Below are 14,264 nucleotides of genomic sequence, written 5' to 3' on the forward strand. Positions count from 1 at the left end.
CCGAAAGCGTCACACCAGCCCGGTTTTAGAGCCGGAAAGCCCGCCATTCCCCCAAATGGCGGGCTTTCCTTCGTGAAAGATGGGCTGCTTCGGAAGCGTCCCGCAGGGCACTTACCCCCGCCCGGTCTCCAGCACCGAGGCCAGGTCAAAATTGACCGGTTCCTCCAATTGCTCATAGGTGCAGGACTCCGGGTCCCGGTCCGGGCGCCAGCGGTTGAACTGGGCCGTGTGGCGGAACCTGTCGCCCTCCATGTGGTCGTAGCGGACCTCCACCACCAGTTCGGGCCGCAGTGGGACGAAGGACAGGTCCTTCCCGGCGCTCCACCTGCTGCCTTCGGCGTTCCGCGGCGTCCGTTCCCCTTCTTCCTGCTTGCCCCACGCCCACGGGTGGCCCTCGAAGCCGGTCACCAGCGGCTGGAGTTCTTCGAACAGTTCCTTGCGGCGCTTCATGGGGAAGGCGCCGATCACGCCCACGCTCGCCAGGCCGCCGTCGTCCTTGTAGAGGCCCAGCAGGAGGGACCCGATAGCATCGGGACCGCTCTTGTGGAGGCGGTATCCTGCCACCACGCAGTCGGCCGTGCGCTCGTGCTTGACCTTGAACATCACCCGCTTGTCCGGCTCGTACCGGCCGTCCAGCCGCTTGGCCACGATGCCGTCCAGCCCGGCGCCCTCGAACTGTTCGAACCACTGCGCGGCCGTGGCTTTGTCCGTGGTGGCAGCTGTGAGATGGACCGGGGCACTGCTGGCCGCGAGCGCCTTCTCCAGCGCGGCCCGCCGCTCAGAAAAAGGCCTGCCAGTGTAGTCGTCGTCGTCCAGCGCCAGCAGGTCGAACGCCACGAAGCTCGCCGGGGTTTGTTGGGCCAGCAGCTTCACCCGGCTGGCCGCGGGGTGGATGCGCTGCTGCAGGGTGTCGAAATCCAGCCGGTCGCCGGACGCACCGATAAGGATGATCTCGCCGTCCACCACGCAGCGCGGCGGCAGGTTTTCCTTCAGTGCCGCAACGAGCTCCGGGAAGTAGCGGGTCATGGGCTTCTCGTTGCGGCTGCCGATCTCCAGGTCATCACCGTCGCGGAAGATGATGGACCTGAAGCCGTCCCATTTTGGCTCGTAGCTGAGGTCCGCGCTTCCTGGAATGCCGTCAATGCCGCTGACGGCCTTGGCGAGCATGGGCGGGACGGGCGGCATCACGGGAAGTTCCATAGTGCCCATTCTTGCCCGGCCAGCGCCCTGCACGGTAGGGCGGCGCGGCGGCGGAGTGGTTTTCAGCCTGCCAGCAGCCAAACCACCAGCACCAGCACCGGCGCCGCGGCGGCGGTGGAGAGCAGGATGGTTTCCCGCGCCACCGCCACCCCCCTCCCGTACTTGCTGGCGAACAGGAACACGTTCTGGGCCGAGGGAAGCGCCGCCATGAGCACTACGCCCAGCAGCATGTGGTGGTCCAGGTTGAAGAGGAAGCGGCCGACGACGAACGCCACCGCCGGCATCACCGCGGACTTGAGTGCCGTGGCAGTGAGGATTTCGGCCGTGTGGCCGCCGCTTCGAAGCATCTTTGTTCCGTGCAGCGACATCCCGAAGGCCAGGAGCACCACCGGCACTGCAGCACCGCCCAGGAGCGTCAGTGGAGCCATCACCGGAGCCGGAAGCTGCACATGGAACGCGGCCAGGACCACGCCCAGGAGCGAGGCGATGATCATGGGGTTCCGGAAGGGCTGCGTCAGCATGAGCCGGGGCGAAAACCGGCCGGCCTCGGAGAGGTCCAGCAGGGTCAGGACCAGCGGGGCGAACAGGAGCAGCTGGACCAGCAGGACCGGAGCTACGGGAGTGGCGTCCCCCAGGGCATACAGCGTGATGGGGATGCCGATGTTGTTGGCGTTGACGTAGGAGCCCGCCATCGCGCCCACGGCCGTCTCCGCGAGCGGCCGCGGAAACCAGATCCGGCTGGCGGCCACATACAGGAGGGCCGTGATCGCCGCCGTGATCATGGCGAGCGGAACGTATGCGGAGAGGACCACGGAGAGGTCCGATTTCAGCACCACGGTGAAGAGCAGCACCGGGTTGGTGATGAAGAAGGCGGTCCGGGTCAGCGCCGAGATGGTGGGTTCATCGCCCAGGCCGCAGCGTGCGGCGATGTAACCCACGGCAATGACGACGCCGATCACCGCCAGTCCGATCAGCACACCGCCCACGTGGGGTACTTCCTTCCGCTCCCGCCGCATCCTGCCGCGCCGCAGGACAAAGTACTACAAGTCTCAAACTTATCGGACAAGCGGTCCCGACATTGCCAGGTGGGCCGCGTGACCCGCTGCCCCCGGTGTGCGCTGTGTGAAAAGATCAACCATGCACGCAATGCAGCACTCCAGCAAGCTTGAAAACGTCCGGTATGAGCTCCGCGGGCCAGTCCTGCAGGCGGCCAAAAACATGGAGGCCGAAGGGCACCGGATCCTCAAGATGAACCTCGGGGACACGGCGCCGTTCGGCCTGGAAGCACCTGAATCCGTGGTGGTGGACATGATCCACCACCTTCGCGGCGCCCAGGGCTACAGTGACTCCAAGGGCATTTTCACGGCGCGGACCGCCATCTCGCAGTACTACCAGACGCGTGGCCTGATGAACATCGGGGTCGAAGACATCGTGATCGGCAACGGCGTCAGCGAACTGATCTCCATGTGCCTCCAGGCGTTCATGGAGAACGGCGACCAAATTTTGGTCCCGGCACCGGACTACCCTTTGTGGACCGCCGCCGTGACCCTGACGGGCGGAAAACCCGTGCACTACGCCTGCGACGAGGCGGAGAACTGGTGGCCGGACATGGCCGACGTGGAGGCAAAGATCACCAGCCGCACCAAAGGCATCGTGATCATCAACCCGAACAACCCCACCGGCGCCGTCTACCCCCGCCACATCCTGGAGCAGTTCGCGGCGCTGGCCCGGAAGCACAACCTGGTCCTGTTCTCGGATGAGATCTACGAGAAGGTGCTGTATGACGACGCAAAGCATATCCACACCGCGTCCGTGGCTGAGGACCTGTGCTGCCTGACGTTCAGCGGACTGTCCAAGGCCTACCGGATGCCTGGCTACCGGGCAGGATGGGTGGCCATCACCGGACCGCTTGCCGCTACCGCCGCCTACCGTGAAGGCCTTGAGCTGCTTGCCTCGCTGCGCCTTTGCGCCAACGTTCCCGCCCAGCATGCCATCCAAACCTGCCTGGGCGGCTACCAGAGCATCGAGGCGCTGGTGAAACCCGGAGGCCGGCTGCGCGAGCAGCGGGACCTTGCCCATAGACTCCTTACCGCCATTCCCGGCGTGACCTGCGTGCCGGCGTCGGGCGCCATGTACCTGTTCCCGCGCCTGGACCCGGACCTGTATCCCATTGCCAATGACGAAAAATTCGTCCTGGACCTGCTCCGGGACCAAAAGATCCTGGTCTCCCACGGCTCGGCCTTCAACTGGCCCGCGCCGGACCACTTCCGGTTTGTCATCCTCCCCTCGGTGCTGGACATCGAGGAAGCCGTCCGGCGGATTTCCAGCTTCCTGGCCGCCTACCGCAACGGCACGGACGAATAACGCCGGGGACATGTAAGCAGAGGCAGGAAACCGCAGCGGCGCGAAGAACTAACCGGGCGCTAACCACGGGGAAACCGCGTCGCAACATTCCCGGCCCACACTGGGTAGTGCAGGCAAGAGCCGGCACCAGCTCCAGCCAGGAGGCCCCCGATGTTGAAGAAAGCGACCACGCATGTAACCAGAGTCCGCGCCCTGGACCAGCTCCACCGCGGTGACGAAATCGAAGCCCGCCTCTCCGTGGGCCCTTCCTACGACGACGTGGTGATCCGCCGCGGCAGCGTGCAGGAAACGGCGCCCGGCATTGGGGTGGTGTGGATCCTGGACCGGATCACGGGGGTCCGGAAAGCAATCAATACGGACGAATGCACCGTCTGGCGTGTGGCATAGGGACCTGGATGCGGGGCTGCGGGCGTAGTCAGTAAGGACTGCCCGCCACCGGCCCGCCTCCCGGTCAGCCGCCGGCCACGGACTGGATCACCAGTACTTCCTGGCCCGGCGCCACCCTGGTATCCAGGCCCTGCAACCGCCGCACCTCGTCGCCGTTGACGTAGATGTTGACGAACCGGCGCAGCGCACCGGTTTCGTCACGGAGCCGCCGGCCCAGCACCGGGTAGTCGGAGGCCACCGCATCAAGCAGGCTTTCCACCGTCACCGGCCCGTCCGCGGGCGCAGTCAGTACGGACTGCCCGCCGGCCAGGGGCTGCAGGACGCTGGGCAGCAGCAAAGAAATCTCAGGCACCTGCCACCACGGCCGCCCTGACACACAGGACATCAGGCAGGTGGGAGGCCACCTCCCTGAATGTCTCCCCTTCATCCGCACTCGCATAGACCGTCCCGCCCCGCGTACCGAAGTACACGCCGGCGGGATCTGCAGTGTCCACGGACGCCGCGTCCCTGAGCACGCTGTTGTATTCGTGCTCAGGGAGCCCGGTGCTGAGCCGCTTCCAGGTGTTCCCGGCGTCGTCGGTGCGGTGGACGGCAAGCTTTCCGTCGGGCGGGATGCGTTCGCCGTCGGCCTTCAACGGAATAACCCAGGCGGTGCCCTCCCTGCGGGGATGCGTGAGCATGACGAAGCCGAAATCGGCAGGCAGGCCTTCGGCGATGGAGGTCCAGCTGTCCGCATTGTCGTCCGTCCGGTACACCCCATGGTGGTTCTGGGCATAGAGGCGCCCTTCCACGGCGGCATCGGCGGCGATCTTGTGCACGCACTGGCCGAACTCGGGATTGGGGTCCGGCATGAAGTAGGCCGAGATGCCCTTGTTGCGCGCCTCCCAGGAGGTGCCGCCGTCCAGCGAGCGGTAAACGCCGCCGGTACTCATGGCAACGTGCACCGTTTCCCCGGCCGGCTGGACCACGATCGAATGCGCAGCCGCCCCGCCATAGCCCGCTCCCCATTCGCTGCGGTGCGGGTGGTCCCACAAGCCGCGGTTCAGCTCGAAGTGCTCCCCGCCGTCCGTGGATTTCCAGACGGAGATGGGTTCGGCTCCGGCCCATACCACTCCGGGGCGGGACCCGGCGTCCGGATAGATCTGCCAGACCCGCTCCAATGCTGCCCCGGTGTCCTCTGGGAACTTGATGGCGCCCTGTTCCGGCTCGGTCCAGGTGGTGCCGAAGTCGTCGGAGTGGGCAACCGTTGGTCCCCAGTGCGGACTGCGGACACCCACCAGGATGCGCGTGCGGCCTTCCCTGGTATCGATCCCGATGCTGGGGATCTCCGCCATGAGGAAGTGCGGCCCGGTGAAGGACCACTCCTGCCGGTCCCGGCTCGTGGCAAGCCACAGCCCTTTCTTGGTCCCGATTGCCAGGACAAATGATTCTGCGGCCGTTGCCATGCGGACCATGCAACCACCGGATCAGTCACCGCGCAACGTTTCCAGGTGCGCAGGCTCCACATTCACAGAGGCAGGAGTCAGTCCACGAACTCCGACTGCGTCTGGATGAAGTCCCAGTCGGCGACGGTCAGCACGGCGGCGGGATTTCCGGGGTGCGGGCCGCCCGCCTCAGCGATGCCCTGGAGCACCGGAAGGGGCAGTTCCTCCGCATAAAGGTTTTCCCGCAGCCACTCTTTGCTGGCGAGGTCCAGGTCCAGCCACCACATAAAGATTTCCACGAAACCCCTCCTTGCGTCGCTTTAAACGTTAGGCGCGGCCCCTCCGGGGGACAAGGTGCTGCGGCCGGAAGCAGGTGTGTCCGGCCGGGTTTCAAGTACTGGCAGGTAACTTTCCCGGCCAACCCCGTTGAAAGACGAGTATCCCCTACTGGCGACTGCGCAAGGCGGCGCTCCTAGCCTGAAATCTCAAGCAAGCTGACCGTGCTGCTGGGGCATACGGCGTCACCGCTGGCCTTTCCTCGCCATGGTCCGTTTCACACATATATGGGGAGACAAAATGAAACGCACCTTAGCAACAATGGGGGTGATGGGGCTTGGCCTTATCAGCCTCACAGCGCCCGCCATCGCGGCTTCCGACCAGGTGGTGGTCGCCCGCTCAAACGGAAGCGCCCTGATACCGCTGGAGATCAATACCAACGGCGGCACTAACAACGGCGGTGGCAACAACACCGGTGACACCAACAACGGCGGCGGCAACAACATCGGTGGCGGCAACGGCGGCGGCGGCACCAACAACGGTGGCGGCAACGGCGGCGGCGGCACCAACAACGGTGGCGGCAACGGCGGCGGCGGCACCAACAACGGTGGCGGCAACGGCGGCGGCGGCACCAACAACGGTGGCGGCAACGGCGGTGGCGGCACCAACGGCGGCGGCACCGGCGGCACCAACAACGGCGGCGGCAACGGCGGTGGCGGCACCAACGGCGGCGGCACCGGCGGCACCAACAACGGCGGCGGCGGCAACAACGGCGGTGGCGGCACCAACAACGGTGGCGGCAACGGTGGCGGCAACGGCAACGGTGGCGGCAACGGCAACGGCGGCGGCAACAACGGTGGCGGCAACGGCAACGGCGGCGGCAACAACGGTGGCGGCAACGGCGGCGGTGGCGACAATACCGGCGGCGACAATACCGGCGGCAACACCGGCGGCGACAATACCGGCGGCGGCGATACCGGCGGCGACAATACCGGCGGCGACAATACCGGCGGCAACACCGGCGGCGACACAACCGGTGGAACTGCTCCGGCCGCTGTGGCGGCTGTGGCCCCTGCTGCCGCACCCGCGCAGCCGGCGCCCGCCAAGCAGGCTGTTGCCACACCCAAGGCCGCCCCTGCCGCGGCACCCGTCAGCGTTGGCACGAACCAGGGCTACAACGCACAGACGGCTGTGGGAGCACCGGATGGCTTGCCAGGCTGGCTGGTAGGCCTGGGAGCGCTTGCTGCCGCGGGCACCGTGGTGGCAGTACGGCGCCAGTCGCGTCCGCTGCACACTGCCGGCTAGCCGGAACACCGCCACCACCAGTGGCCCCCTGACAAGGAAGGCGTCCTGCCAGTGCCCGGCAGGACGCCTTCCTTCCACCCCCGCCAACCCGTGAGGAGCGCCATGCGGCAGGATCGAAGCCGGCACGCAGCCCCCAGCCGCGGGATGTGGCGGCGCATATGGCGCCGGTGGAACGCCGGTGACCTGGCAATCCTGTGCTGTGGCGTCCTCGCCTTCGTGTCATTCACCCTCGGCGCTCCCCTGTTCCACCCGGCACCGCCACTGGCAATCGGAAATGCCCCCGCTTCGGTTGCCCTCGTTCGTGGCGGCATTCCATCCGCCGCTGGGGCGGCTCCCATTGCGGAGACCGGCCTGCCGGACGCCGCAGCGGCACCCGACCAGGCAGCGGCAGCCCAGGCTCCTGGCGAAACAGCAACGGAAGCGCCTGCGGGACCGGAGCTTCCGGCGGCGTCCCAGCCGGTCCGCATCCGCTACCCGTCGGCCGCCTTCGATGTGCCCGTCCACCCGCTGGACCTGGACAGTGGGGCCCAATACAGCCGGACCATTGAACCTCCCGCCACCAAGGACGGCTACTGGCTCACGCCCTTCGGGGTTCCGGGCAAGGGCTCCGGCAACACCACCTACGTGATTGGCCACAGTTGGGACGGCGCGGATGCTCCCTTCAACCACCTCAGTTCGGCGGCGGCCGTTGGCGACCGCCTGGAGGTGGAAACAGTGGCGGGAACCATCAGCTACCGGGTGGACAGCGTCACGACCTACCTGAAGTCCAGCCTCAAGGACAGCCCCGTCTGGGACATGGTGCCCAACCGGCTGGTCCTCATCAGCTGCTACACCGAGGATCCGTGGGGCAAGAACGTGGTGGTCACGGCATATCCCAGCCTTCCCTAGGCCTCCGGGCCCGCACTCCGGAAGTTTGACGGGCCGAACGAACCTGTTCATGCAGCCGGTGCGGGCGGACAATTGCAGCATGACATGGGAAAACTTCGACGGCGCTCCGCTGCTGACGGGAATCATGCCCAAACAGCACCCGGAGGTACTCCAGACCGCAGCCTCCCTGGCAGCCCGGTTGTCGGCGCCATTGGTCTGCGCGTACGTGGACGAAGCCAGCTACCTGGTGGAATGGGACCCGGCCCGCTCCGCCCACCGGCTTTCCCTGCACCCGGACGCAGATGACGACATGCTGGCGCTGACAACGGAGTTGAAGGCACAGGTCCAGGCTGCGGCGGACAAGGTGCCTTCCGACGGCGGGCCCCTGCAGTGGTCCTTCCGCACCCTTTCAGGCGATCCCGCACGGGCGCTGGCGCAACTGGCCGCCGAACTGGATGCCCCGGTCATCATCGTGGGCACCTCCGAGCGCGGCTTCACGCACCGGCTCTCGGAGGCACTCAACGGATCGGTCGGGCAGTGGCTAAGCCACCACCAAAGCCGCCCCGTGCTTGTGGTTCCATACCGGATGCCGGCCCATGAGGACAGGCCCTGAGCGGCGGATACCGGGGAAAATACGCCTGGAAATGGCGGGCTTAAAGTAAAGCGAAAGTACTTATTCGTGGTGCTGGCGCGCTGCCCGTACCTGCCAGTAAGCTGATTCAAGCAAGGCCGATCCACACGAGTGGAAGCCGGATTTGCCCAAAAGCTGCTCCGGAGTGCGTATCCCCCAATAACGCACTCCGGAGCTTTTTTTGTGCCCGGGATAATGTCCCACGGACGGGTGGGAAGAGTTCCCGGATACCCCTAGGGGGTACTTGCGCTCATACCCCCAAGGGGTATAGGTTGGCTTCATGAACGCTATCGAAGAAGCCGTTGCGGCGGTAGCAGCCGCACCACCGGCCGCGGAGTCCGGCGTTGCAGCCCAACACGGTTACGCAGCCCAGCACGGTTACACGGAAAACAAGGACGCGTACCTTCGCCGCCTGAAGCGCATTGAGGGGCAGGTCCGGGGCATTGCCCGGATGGTGGATGAGGACAAGTACTGCATCGATATCCTCACGCAGGTTGCCGCCGTCACCAAGGCCCTGCACGCCGTCAGCCTGGGGCTGGTTGAGGAACACATCGGCCACTGCGTGGTGGGTGCAGCCTCCGAGCCGGACCCGGCAGCACGCGCTGAAGCCATCGATGCCAAAGTCAAGGAAGCCGCCGACGCCATCGGCCGACTGCTTCGCTGACACCCACCAACACACCCGGAACCCGGCCACCGCCGGCCCAACTGAAGGAGCAAGCCATGAGCACCACCTCCCCCACCACCACGACCATCAGCGTCTCCGGCATGACCTGCGGGCACTGCGTGTCGGCCGTCAGTGAAGAACTTGAAGCCCTCGAAGGCGTTGAAGAGGTCACCGTCGACCTGAACGCCGGCGGGGTCTCCACCGTGACCATCACCTCAAGCAAGGAACTCCCACCCTCCGACATCGGGGAGGCCGTCGCTGAGGCGGGCTACCTGGTAGTCGCCAACGAGGCCTAGAAACCCCTACACCGCGGAAAGCCGACATGAGCCACCAGGAACTGCTCCACCCACCGGGTACCCGGATCGTCGAACTGGACATCGAGGGGATGACCTGCGCGTCCTGCGTCAACCGGGTGGAGAAGAAGCTCGGCAAGCTCGACGGTGTGGCGGCCACCGTCAACCTGCCGCTGGAGTCGGCCTACGTGACGGTCCCCGAGGGCATCACCGACGAACAGCTCACGTCAACGGTCGAGGCAGCCGGGTACAAGGCGAGGGTCCGCCACCGCAGCACTACTGGTGCGGGGGCGCGGCCGGTGGACCCGTCTGCTGAGGTCCACGCTTCGAGTCTCCGCCCGCGCCTGGCCGCCGCTGCGGTGCTGACAGTCCCGGTGTTTTTGGTCAGCATGGTTCCGGCGTTCCAGTTCCCGCACTGGGGCTGGGTGGCAGCGGTCCTGGCGCTGCCGGTGGTCACGTGGGCGGCGTGGCCCTTCCACCAGGCCGCAGCAGTCAATGCCCGCCATCTCGCCTCCACCATGGACACCCTGGTGTCGCTCGGCGTGGCCGCCGCCTACTCCTTCTCCGCCTGGCAGCTGCTGGCGGACCCGCGCATGACGGAGCATCCCGGCATGGAAGGCATGTCCGGCGGCCTGTACTTCGAGGTGGCCGCGGTGGTCACCACCTTCCTTCTCCTGGGCCGGTACCTGGAGGCCAATGCCAAGCAAAAGGCCGGCGACGCCCTCCAGGCCCTGCTGAACCTGGGCGCCAAGGACGCCACCGTCCTGCGCGGCGGCCGGGAAGAGAAAATTCCCGCGGACGGTCTGCAGGTGGGCGACGTCCTGGTGGTAAGGCCGGGTGAAAAGATCGCCACCGACGGTGTGGTGGTGGACGGCGCCTCCGCGGTGGACGCCTCCCTGGTCACGGGTGAGTCCGTCCCCGTCGAGGTGGGGCCGGACAGCCGCGTTACGGGTGCCACCATCAACACCTCCGGCCGCCTGCTGGTCAGGGCAACCCGGGTCGGCTCCGAAACCACACTGGCCCAGATGGCGCGCCTGGTGTCGCAGGCCCAGACCGGCAAGGCCCCCATCGCGCGGCTCGCCGACCGCATCAGCGCCGTCTTCGTACCGGTGGTCCTGGCCATCGCCGCCCTGACGTTCGTGCTCTGGCTCCTCGTCGCAGGCCCGGGCGCCGACGGCAGCCACCTGCGGCAGGCGTTCACGGCCGCCGTCGCAGTGCTGGTGATCGCCTGCCCCTGCGCGCTGGGCCTGGCCACTCCGGTGGGCCTGCTGACCGGAACCGGACGCGGCGCACAGCTGGGCATCCTGATCAAGGGCCCCCAGGTCCTGGAGGACACCCGCACCGTGGACACCATCCTGCTGGACAAGACGGGGACGGTCACCACCGGCGCCCTGGCCGTGGATGCCACGGCCGCGTTCCCCGGCTTCCAGGACCGGGATGTCCTCCGGCTGGCCGGAGCCGTTGAGGCCGCCAGCGAGCACCCGGTTGCGCACGCCATTGCGGCAGCAGCAGTTTCCGCCGCACGCCTGGCGCCCGCAGGGGACGACGGCGGCACCTCGCCTTCAGTGCACCTGCCGCCAGTCCAGGGGTTCAGTTCCGCCCCGGGTGGCGGAGTGTCGGGCACCGTCGAAGGCAGCCACGTGATGGCCGGGCGGAGCAGCTGGCTGCAGCAGAACGGCATTGCCCTGGACGGCGGCCAGCAGGCGCAGTTGGCTGCTGCAGAGGAAGGCGGCGCCACGGCCATCTGCGTGGCAGTGGATGGCACGCCCGCCGGCATCATCAGCCTCAGGGACAGCGTCAAGGAAGGGTCCGCCGCAGCGGTCGCCCGGCTTAAGGCGCTGGGCCTGCGGCCCATCCTGCTGACCGGCGACAATGCCGCCGTCGCCGCCCAGGTGGCTGCCGCCGTCGGCATCGCCGCGGATGACGTCCATGCAGGCGTCCTGCCGGAAGGGAAGGTGGCAGCAGTCCGGGAGCTCCAGGCGGACGGGGCCACGGTGGCCATGGCCGGGGACGGCGTCAATGATGCCGCGGCGCTTGCGCAGGCGGATCTCGGGATTGCGATGGGCTCAGGGACCGATGTGGCCATCGAAGCCGCGGACCTGACGGTGATGGGGAACGACCTCGCCCAGGTGGCCCAGGCCATCGAACTGTCCCGGAAGACCCTGGGCACCATCAAGACCAACCTGTTCTGGGCGTTCTTCTACAACGCCGTGGGGATCCCGGTGGCCGCCCTGGGGCTGCTCAACCCCATGATCGCAGGAGCTGCCATGGCTGCCAGCTCGGTGCTGGTGGTGGCCAACTCTCTGCGGCTGCGCAGCTTCGGCAAGTAGCAGCGCAGGCTCAGGCCGCGCCGTAACGGACCGCGGCGCGCGCCCTGGCCTTGGCCGCTTCGGCCTCCCGGTCCTTCGGCGGCGCCTGCGTCACCAGGGAATCCAGCAGGTGCTGCGTGATGTGGGCTATCTGGTGCACGGCCTCATCAAAGGCCTCCTGGTTGGCCTTGGACGGTTTGGTGCTGCCGCTGACTTTGCGGACATACTGCAGCGCCGCCGCGTGCACTTCCTCGGAGGTGGCGTGCGGCTCAAAGTTGTGAAGGGTTCGGATATTCCGGCACATACCGCCATGCTAGGCTCTTCCAACGCCTGGGATCGACCCCTTTTCATGGTCCCTACCCGGCGTCCATGGGGAGCCCGGCATGGGCAGGGCTGCCCATCGACACTGTTTTGGGGGCCGGGATAGGTTTGAGGCAATGGATCTTCCGGATGAGCCGGGGGGCCACTGGGGAGCCGATCTGGTTCGGATCCACGACCTAACAAGGAGAAACTGATGGCTATTTGGGGTGCAGACGTTGAGCAGCTTCGCCAGCTCGGCAGCAAGCTTCAGGCAGGGGCGTCCGAGATCGAGACGCAGAAGTCCACTCTCACCAAGGTCCTGAGCGGCACTGACTGGAAGGGCCCGGACGCTGATAAGTTCCGCCAGGAGTGGTCCGGAACCCACACCACCATGCTTACCAAGGTTGCCGAGGCGCTGAAGGAAGCCGGCGCGCAGGCCAAGCGCAACGCCGAGCAGCAGAGCCAGGCATCGAACTAGGCTTATCGCCGCATTCCGGCAAGGGGCAGGGACACCAGGTGGTGTCCCTGCCCTTTTGTGTTGGCGTGCGACGCCGGTGCCCGGCTTACGGGACCTGCGCTCCTAAGGGACAGGCTCGACGTCGTTCGCGTGCTCAAGCGGTGACGCCGGCACCTGGGTGCCCTTTCCGCCGTCGTAAGGAGCAATGGTGGCGGGGGAACGCAGCTCGTCGAGCCTTACCAGGATGACCCCGCCGACGATCAGCACCCCGCCCAGGAGTTGGATGGTGCCCGGCAGTTCCCCAAGCAGCAGCCACGCCCAGACCACGGCGAAGAGGACCTCGGTGAGCGACACGAAGGACGCCACCTTGGAACCGAGGGCCCGGGCCGCCATGACGCCCGAGACGTACGCCAACACGGTGGCCAGCACCACCAGCCCGGCAAGCGGCACCCACCACGGCGTAAGCCATGGGCCCAGGGTGGTGTCCGCAGTGCTGAAGGCCATGGGCAGCAGGCCCGTGGCGGCAGCGAGCCACATGGCGGCCGCACCCACCAGCAGGCCGCCGGCAGCCAGCACGATGGGCGGCAGCGTGTCATTTTCCTTTGCCGTGATGAAGAAGTAGATGGCCAGGCAGACCGCGGCAGCCATGCCCCACAGCACCCCCACCAGGTCAACCTTCACGGCTCCGGTGAGGTCAAGGACCAGTACCAGCCCGGCCAGCGACAGCAGCGTCCCGCCGGCCGTGAGGACGCGCGGGCGGCGTCGGCTGGCGGCCCAGAGCCACAGGACGATGATCACCGGGGCCAGGTACTCCAGCAGGAGCGCGACGCCCACGGAGAGCAGGGCCACTGCGTTGAAGTAGAACAACTGGCATGCCGCCACCCCGATGAGTCCGAACAGCATGATGGTGAGCCAGTTGTCCTTCAACTGGCTCCAGCGGCCCCTAAGCGCCCACGCCGCGGGCAGGGCAAGGATCAGGGCAGCTCCCGTCAGGCGGGCAGTCACGGCCGCCCCCGGGGACCAGCCGGTTTCCAGCAGCGACTTGGCGAAGGATCCGGACAGGCCAAAGACGGCGGAGGAGAACATCGCGACGCCGAGCCCGGAGGCCTGGAAGCCGGGACGCCTGGGGGACAGTTCCGGGGTGGGGGTGTGGTTTTGGGCGGCAGGCACCGTTGCCTCCTGTCAGGAGTAAAGTGGGGTAATGCTCATGACACTACGCTCAGGCGCTGTAAGGAGTCAACATGGTTTTCGCCCCTGACACTGAAGTGGCGCTGCGGACGGTGGTGAACCTCATCAACACGGCCGCGAACGGCAGGGAAGGCCTGGCCTCCGTTGCGGACCTGGACAGCTTCCTGGCCGCGGAGGGTTTTTCCGGCTCCCGGAACCGGGACGCTGCGGAATTGGAAAGCGTGCGGCAGTTGCGCCGTGAACTGTCCGCGGTATGGACGGCCGGTGAGGACGCCGCCGTGGAAACCGTCAACCGGCTGCTGCGGGACGCCAACGCGCTGCCGCAGCTGATGAAGCACGACGGATGGGACTGGCACCTTCATGCCACGGCGCCCGAGGCACCCCTTGCCGACCGGATGAGCACCGAAGCGGCCATGGCCCTGGCTGATGTGATCCGCAGCAAGGAGATGGACAGGCTGCGGATGTGTGAGTCAGAGGACTGCGATGCCGCCGTGCTGGACCTGAGCCGCAACCGGTCCAAGAGGTACTGCGATACCGGCAACTGTGCCAACCGTGCGCATGTTGCTGCTTACCGGGCCCGCCAGGCTGCTGCGGGGTAG

At 67.0% G+C, this 14,264-nt stretch carries 17 protein-coding genes; 10 read left to right on the top strand and 7 right to left on the bottom strand.

Features of this window, described 5'->3' with window-relative positions; translation table 11 throughout:
- Nucleotides 1-111: 111 nt before the first annotated feature.
- On the bottom strand, nt 112-1,200 hold the full coding sequence (locus tag LDO86_RS19820; RefSeq protein ID WP_018769807.1) for an ATP-dependent DNA ligase: 1,089 nt from the start codon (nt 1,198-1,200) through the stop codon (nt 112-114).
- Between the two features lie 62 nt (nt 1,201-1,262).
- Nucleotides 1,263-2,186 carry an AEC family transporter gene (locus LDO86_RS19825; protein ID WP_018769808.1) on the bottom strand — a complete coding sequence of 308 codons (924 nt, stop codon included), beginning with the start codon at nt 2,184-2,186 and terminating at the stop codon, nt 1,263-1,265.
- A 151-nt stretch (nt 2,187-2,337) separates the two neighbouring features.
- Here LDO86_RS19825 and LDO86_RS19830 point away from each other — a divergent pair, with 151 nt between their 5' ends.
- Together LDO86_RS19830 and LDO86_RS19835 are read left to right on the top strand one after the other, a co-directional pair.
- The gene (locus tag LDO86_RS19830) at nt 2,338-3,564 is read left to right on the top strand and encodes a pyridoxal phosphate-dependent aminotransferase (RefSeq protein WP_056392398.1); all 1,227 of its coding nucleotides are present in this window, start codon (nt 2,338-2,340) and stop codon (nt 3,562-3,564) included.
- Between the two features lie 150 nt (nt 3,565-3,714).
- Nucleotides 3,715-3,951, top strand: coding sequence for a hypothetical protein (locus LDO86_RS19835; RefSeq protein ID WP_056392396.1), 237 nt, complete (start codon nt 3,715-3,717; stop codon nt 3,949-3,951).
- Nucleotides 3,952-4,015: 64 nt separating this feature from the next.
- On the opposite strand, the gene LDO86_RS19840 is transcribed toward LDO86_RS19835, so the two are convergent.
- The 3 genes from LDO86_RS19840 to LDO86_RS19850 form a co-directional block, all read right to left on the bottom strand.
- Nucleotides 4,016-4,303: a MoaD/ThiS family protein gene (locus LDO86_RS19840; protein WP_026265850.1), complete on the bottom strand. Its 288-nt coding sequence runs from the start codon at nt 4,301-4,303 to the stop codon at nt 4,016-4,018.
- Nucleotides 4,296-5,405: a glycoside hydrolase gene (locus LDO86_RS19845; RefSeq protein ID WP_223993138.1), complete on the bottom strand. Its 1,110-nt coding sequence runs from the start codon at nt 5,403-5,405 to the stop codon at nt 4,296-4,298. The genes LDO86_RS19840 and LDO86_RS19845 overlap by 8 nt, the downstream gene beginning before the upstream one ends.
- Before the next feature lie 68 nt (nt 5,406-5,473).
- Nucleotides 5,474-5,674 carry a hypothetical protein gene (locus LDO86_RS19850; protein WP_018769813.1) on the bottom strand — a complete coding sequence of 67 codons (201 nt, stop codon included), beginning with the start codon at nt 5,672-5,674 and terminating at the stop codon, nt 5,474-5,476.
- 277 nt (nt 5,675-5,951) lie between these two features.
- Between LDO86_RS19850 and LDO86_RS19855 the strand changes: the two genes are divergently transcribed.
- The 6 genes from LDO86_RS19855 to LDO86_RS19880 all read left to right on the top strand — a co-directional run bounded on the left by LDO86_RS19855 (nt 5,952) and on the right by LDO86_RS19880 (nt 11,741).
- A complete protein-coding gene (locus LDO86_RS19855; RefSeq protein WP_223993142.1) occupies nt 5,952-6,956 on the top strand; it encodes a hypothetical protein in 1,005 nt (334 codons plus the stop codon).
- Nucleotides 6,957-7,058: 102 nt separating this feature from the next.
- A complete protein-coding gene (locus tag LDO86_RS19860) occupies nt 7,059-7,844 on the top strand; it encodes a class F sortase (RefSeq protein ID WP_026265852.1) in 786 nt (261 codons plus the stop codon).
- Between the two features lie 79 nt (nt 7,845-7,923).
- Nucleotides 7,924-8,436 carry a universal stress protein gene (locus LDO86_RS19865; protein ID WP_026265853.1) on the top strand — a complete coding sequence of 171 codons (513 nt, stop codon included), beginning with the start codon at nt 7,924-7,926 and terminating at the stop codon, nt 8,434-8,436.
- A gap of 298 nt (nt 8,437-8,734) precedes the next feature.
- On the top strand, nt 8,735-9,118 hold the full coding sequence (locus LDO86_RS19870) for a metal-sensitive transcriptional regulator (protein ID WP_018769816.1): 384 nt from the start codon (nt 8,735-8,737) through the stop codon (nt 9,116-9,118).
- Between the two features lie 56 nt (nt 9,119-9,174).
- Nucleotides 9,175-9,414 carry a heavy metal-associated domain-containing protein gene (locus tag LDO86_RS19875; protein ID WP_018769817.1) on the top strand — a complete coding sequence of 80 codons (240 nt, stop codon included), beginning with the start codon at nt 9,175-9,177 and terminating at the stop codon, nt 9,412-9,414.
- Between the two features lie 26 nt (nt 9,415-9,440).
- The gene (locus LDO86_RS19880) at nt 9,441-11,741 is read left to right on the top strand and encodes a heavy metal translocating P-type ATPase (protein WP_018769818.1); all 2,301 of its coding nucleotides are present in this window, start codon (nt 9,441-9,443) and stop codon (nt 11,739-11,741) included.
- Between the two features lie 10 nt (nt 11,742-11,751).
- On the opposite strand, the gene LDO86_RS19885 is transcribed toward LDO86_RS19880, so the two are convergent.
- Entirely contained in the window at nt 11,752-12,024 is a 273-nt protein-coding gene (locus LDO86_RS19885; RefSeq protein ID WP_018769819.1) for a DUF2277 domain-containing protein, read from the bottom strand.
- Between the two features lie 210 nt (nt 12,025-12,234).
- Between LDO86_RS19885 and LDO86_RS19890 the strand changes: the two genes are divergently transcribed.
- Nucleotides 12,235-12,498, top strand: a complete 264-nt coding sequence (locus LDO86_RS19890; RefSeq protein WP_018769820.1) for a WXG100 family type VII secretion target — start codon at nt 12,235-12,237, stop codon at nt 12,496-12,498.
- Between the two features lie 102 nt (nt 12,499-12,600).
- Here LDO86_RS19890 and LDO86_RS19895 read toward each other — a convergent pair whose 3' ends face one another.
- A complete protein-coding gene (locus tag LDO86_RS19895) occupies nt 12,601-13,647 on the bottom strand; it encodes an EamA family transporter (RefSeq protein WP_224084172.1) in 1,047 nt (348 codons plus the stop codon).
- A 71-nt stretch (nt 13,648-13,718) separates the two neighbouring features.
- On the opposite strand from LDO86_RS19895, the gene LDO86_RS19900 reads away from it, so the two are divergent.
- Complete coding sequence (locus LDO86_RS19900; protein ID WP_018769822.1) at nt 13,719-14,264, top strand: CGNR zinc finger domain-containing protein; 546 nt, start codon at nt 13,719-13,721, stop codon at nt 14,262-14,264.

This window comes from Arthrobacter sp. StoSoilB19 (assembly GCF_019977275.1).
Lineage (GTDB): Bacteria > Actinomycetota > Actinomycetes > Actinomycetales > Micrococcaceae > Arthrobacter.

Excerpts from the sequence above, each read along its gene's own strand:
- LDO86_RS19820 (WP_018769807.1), bottom strand. The coding sequence starts at position 1,200 with ATGGAACTTCCCGTGATGCCGCCCGTCCCGCCCATGCTCGCCAAGGCC.
- LDO86_RS19830 (WP_056392398.1), top strand. The coding sequence starts at position 2,338 with ATGCACGCAATGCAGCACTCCAGCAAGCTTGAAAACGTCCGGTATGAG.
- LDO86_RS19835 (WP_056392396.1), top strand. The coding sequence starts at position 3,715 with ATGTTGAAGAAAGCGACCACGCATGTAACCAGAGTCCGCGCCCTGGAC.
- LDO86_RS19845 (WP_223993138.1), bottom strand. The coding sequence starts at position 5,405 with ATGGTCCGCATGGCAACGGCCGCAGAATCATTTGTCCTGGCAATCGGG.
- LDO86_RS19855 (WP_223993142.1), top strand. The coding sequence starts at position 5,952 with ATGAAACGCACCTTAGCAACAATGGGGGTGATGGGGCTTGGCCTTATC.
- LDO86_RS19860 (WP_026265852.1), top strand. The coding sequence starts at position 7,059 with ATGCGGCAGGATCGAAGCCGGCACGCAGCCCCCAGCCGCGGGATGTGG.
- LDO86_RS19865 (WP_026265853.1), top strand. The coding sequence starts at position 7,924 with ATGACATGGGAAAACTTCGACGGCGCTCCGCTGCTGACGGGAATCATG.
- LDO86_RS19870 (WP_018769816.1), top strand. The coding sequence starts at position 8,735 with ATGAACGCTATCGAAGAAGCCGTTGCGGCGGTAGCAGCCGCACCACCG.
- LDO86_RS19875 (WP_018769817.1), top strand. The coding sequence starts at position 9,175 with ATGAGCACCACCTCCCCCACCACCACGACCATCAGCGTCTCCGGCATG.
- LDO86_RS19880 (WP_018769818.1), top strand. The coding sequence starts at position 9,441 with ATGAGCCACCAGGAACTGCTCCACCCACCGGGTACCCGGATCGTCGAA.
- LDO86_RS19885 (WP_018769819.1), bottom strand. The coding sequence starts at position 12,024 with ATGTGCCGGAATATCCGAACCCTTCACAACTTTGAGCCGCACGCCACC.
- LDO86_RS19890 (WP_018769820.1), top strand. The coding sequence starts at position 12,235 with ATGGCTATTTGGGGTGCAGACGTTGAGCAGCTTCGCCAGCTCGGCAGC.
- LDO86_RS19900 (WP_018769822.1), top strand. The coding sequence starts at position 13,719 with ATGGTTTTCGCCCCTGACACTGAAGTGGCGCTGCGGACGGTGGTGAAC.